This window comes from Microbispora sp. NPDC049633, assembly GCF_040675265.1.
GTDB classification, from domain to species: Bacteria; Actinomycetota; Actinomycetes; order Streptosporangiales; family Streptosporangiaceae; genus Microbispora; species Microbispora maris.
The window spans coordinates 1-3,351 of sequence record NZ_JBFAOO010000364.1; the positions used below are offsets into that span (position 1 = coordinate 1).

Annotated in this window: 3 protein-coding genes; 1 reads left to right on the forward strand and 2 read right to left on the reverse strand. The window is 70.9% G+C overall.

All coding sequences use genetic code 11. The features are described from left to right. Positions 1-580: alpha/beta fold hydrolase (locus AB0J39_RS38825; protein ID WP_363474118.1), on the forward strand; the 580-nt coding region annotated here is incomplete at its 5' end. Positions 581-665: 85 nt separating this feature from the next. Here the strand turns inward: AB0J39_RS38825 and AB0J39_RS38830 are convergent. Together AB0J39_RS38830 and glnA are read right to left on the reverse strand one after the other, a co-directional pair. After that, positions 666-1,448, reverse strand: a complete 783-nt coding sequence (locus AB0J39_RS38830; RefSeq protein ID WP_363474120.1) for a hypothetical protein — start codon at positions 1,446-1,448, stop codon at positions 666-668. A 157-nt stretch (positions 1,449-1,605) separates the two neighbouring features. Beyond that, positions 1,606-2,967: a type I glutamate--ammonia ligase gene (gene glnA, locus AB0J39_RS38835; protein WP_346225872.1), complete on the reverse strand. Its 1,362-nt coding sequence runs from the start codon at positions 2,965-2,967 to the stop codon at positions 1,606-1,608. Between the last annotated feature and the right edge of the window lie 384 nt (positions 2,968-3,351).

A 3,351-nucleotide genomic window follows, 5' to 3' on the forward strand; every position in this document is an offset into this window, starting at 1 on the left:
CACCGGACACTCGATGGGCGCCTACGTCGCGGCCCTGCACGGCGCGCGGCGGCGCTACGCCCGGGTGGTGCTCGTGGACGGCGGTCTGCCGCTGCCGCTGCCGGACGGCGCCGACCCCGACGAGGTGCTGGAGGCGACGCTCGGCCCGGCCATCGCCCGGCTCTCCCAGACCTACCCGAGCGTGGAGGCCTACCTCGACTTCTTCCGCGCCCATCCCGCGCTCGCCCGGGACTGGTCCCCGCTCGTCGAGGCGTACGTCCGCTACGACGCCACCGGGCCGGACGGAGCCGTCCGCTCACGCGCCCGCGAGGACGCCGTACGGCAGGACGGCCGCTGGCTGCTCACCGAGCACGAGGCGATCATGACGGCCCTGAAGGCCGTCGAGCCGGCGCCGCTCCTGCTCCGCGCGCCGAGAGGCCTGCTCAACCAGGACGTCGGGATGCTTCCGGACGACCTCACCGCGCGGTGGGCGGCGGAGCTGCCCGGTCTGCGCGACGAGGTCGTGCCGGACTGCAACCACTACACGATCCTGTTCGACCCCCGTTGCGCCGCGGTGGTGGCCGCCCGCCTCACCGGATGAGAACCACAGGACGGCCGCGGGTCACCCGCGGCCGCTCCGGGCGAGATCACCGAGCGGGATCACCGCGTGGGATCACCGCGTCGGATCACTGGCGGGGCAGGATCCAGGTGGCCCTGGCGGCGGCGACGAGCGTGCCGTCCACCTCGTAGACCGCGCTCGTGCCGAACAGCTTGCGGCCGTCGCGGCCCTCGGCCCGGGCCACGACCGAATACCTGCCCATCGGGTAGACCCGGCGGAAGACCTGTCCGGTCAGCCGCCCGAGCAGCGGGGGCTGGATCGGCTGCCGGTCCGGGAAGCTGCGGTAGTGGGCCCATCCGGTGGCGCAGTCCAGCGCCGCCCAGACGATCGAGTCGGGCACCACGCCCTGCTCGTCGGTCACGTTGAACGGCACCCGCCAGCCGGCGGCCACGAGCTCGGCGCCCTCCCCCGTGGCGTCCACCGCGCCCTCAGCCGGGTCCTCCACGGGGCCGGGGAAGATCCGCAGCCCGTCGCCCGGCTCGCGCAGCCCGCAGGCGAAGCAGCCCGCGATGGCGTGGCCGTTCCTGCCCGGGAAGCCCGCCTCCGCGCGGGCCGCGTCGGTGAACCGCACGAACGGCGGCGGCGTCAGCGTCTCGGCGACGGGGATCGCCTCGACGAGATGGCTGTCGCCCTCGCTGAGAACCACGGTGTTGCCGACGTGTTCGACCGGCAGGGCGGTCTCCAGCGGGACCGGTCTGCGGAGGGTGACCTCCACCGGACAGTCGTGACCGCCCCCGGTCAGCGTGCCGGCGATGGTGCCCGCGATCCATCCGCCGTTGGCGGTGCCCTCGGGTCCCCGGAAACGCTTCGGTACGGTCAGAACGGTCTGCAGCCCCGCAGCCGCCGTCATATGGCCACGCCCTCCCTGAGTCACGCCTTGATACGGCTCACCGTAACAGTCGCAACAAGTGAGCCGGTTTTACTGTTCCGGTGTAGGGACCAGCTAAACAAGGGCGAGTGTCAGGAAGATTTGCAGTCTGTAACGCCGCGGTGACGGATGACCTCCGTCACAGCACCGGCAGGTAGCGGCCGAGCTCGTACTCGGTCACCTGGCGGCGGTAGTCCTGCCACTCCGCGCGCTTGTTGCGCAGGAAGTAGTCGAAGACGTGCTCGCCCAGCGTCTCGGCGACCAGCTCGCTGCGCTCCATGGCCGTGATCGCCTCGTCCAGCGACTGGGGCAGCGGCTGTATGCCGAGCGCCCGCCGCTCCGCGCTGGTCAACGCCCACACGTCGTCCTCGGCGCCCGGCGGCATCTCGTACCCCTCCTCGATGCCCTTGAGCCCGGCCGCCAGGATGACGGCGAAGGCGAGGTACGGGTTGCAGGAGGAGTCGACCGACCGGAACTCGATGCGGGTGGAGCCGCCCTTGTGCGGCTTGTACATGGGCACGCGCACGAGCGCGGAGCGGTTGTTGTGCCCCCAGCAGATGTACGCGGGGGCCTCGCCGCCGGCGCCGGCGATGGCCTCCGCGCCGCCCCACAGCCGCTTGTAGGAGTTGACCCACTGGTTGCAGACCGCGGTGATCTCCGCGGCGTGCCTGAGCAGGCCGCCGATGAACGACCGGCCGATCTTGGAGAGCTGGTAGTCGGCGCCGGGCTCGTAGAAGGCGTTGCGGTCGCCCTCGAACAGCGACATGTGCGTGTGCATGCCGGACCCGGGGAAGTCGGTGAACGGCTTGGGCATGAACGAGGCCCACACGCCCTGCTCCAGCGCCACCTCCTTCATCACCAGCCGGAACGTCATGATGTTGTCGGCCGTGGTCAGCGCGTCGGCGTAGCGCAGGTCGATCTCCTGCTGGCCCGGCGCGCCCTCGTGGTGGCTGTACTCCACCGAGATGCCCATCGACTCCAGCATCATGATCGCGTTGCGGCGGAAGTCGTGGCCCGCGCTGTGCGGCGTGTGGTCGAAGTAGCCGCCCTCGTCGATGGGCTCGGGCCGCTCGCCCTTCTCCGGCCGGTTGCGCAGCAGGAAGAACTCCACCTCGGGGTGGGTGTAGAACGTGAAGCCCATGTCGGCCGCCTTGGCGAGCGTCCGCTTGAGCACGAAGCGCGGGTCGGCGTGCGACGGCGAGCCGTCCGGCATCAGGATGTCGCAGAACATGCGGGCGGCGCCCGGCGACTCACTGCGCCACGGCAGTATCTGGAACGTCGACGGGTCGGGCTTGGCCAGCATGTCCGACTCGTAGACCCGCGAGAAGCCCTCGATCGCCGAGCCGTCGAAGCCGATGCCCTCGGCGAAGGCGCCCTCCAGTTCGGCCGGCGCTATGGCCACCGACTTCAGGAAGCCGAGCACGTCGGTGAACCACAGCCGGATGAACCGGATGTCTCGCTCTTCGAGCGTGCGGAGGACGAATTCCTGCTGGCGGTCCAAGGCGTACCTCACGGAGTTACAGGTCTGGTCGCCTACCAGTCTGCCTTGTGAGTGTTTCACAGGGGTTACGAGGAGGTGTGAGCCGGCCGTCCTGGGGATCACCACGGCGGGGACCGTGCCGCACCGCCGCGACGCGCCGGGGACGGGCACGGGAGAGACGTGATGAACATCACACCGAACCAAATCCGTTGCCCGGGCGTCGTTGCTGTTGATCCGGCGTTGATCGGGCATCGACCCGCGCGCCTTACCGTCCCGGCATGCCGGTGCAGAACCCGAAGGAGCCCCCGTCCGTGGCACCACCGCTGCTCGACACCGCGGAACCCCGGGGCGGCCCCTCGGAGGAGGCGGCGCCCGGGTCGCCCGGCGCCGTGACCCTTCCCCGGG

Bases quoted from the DNA above. Each gene is read 5' to 3' on its own strand.
- AB0J39_RS38830 (WP_363474120.1), bottom strand. From the start codon at position 1,448: ATGACGGCGGCTGCGGGGCTGCAGACCGTTCTGACCGTACCGAAGCGT.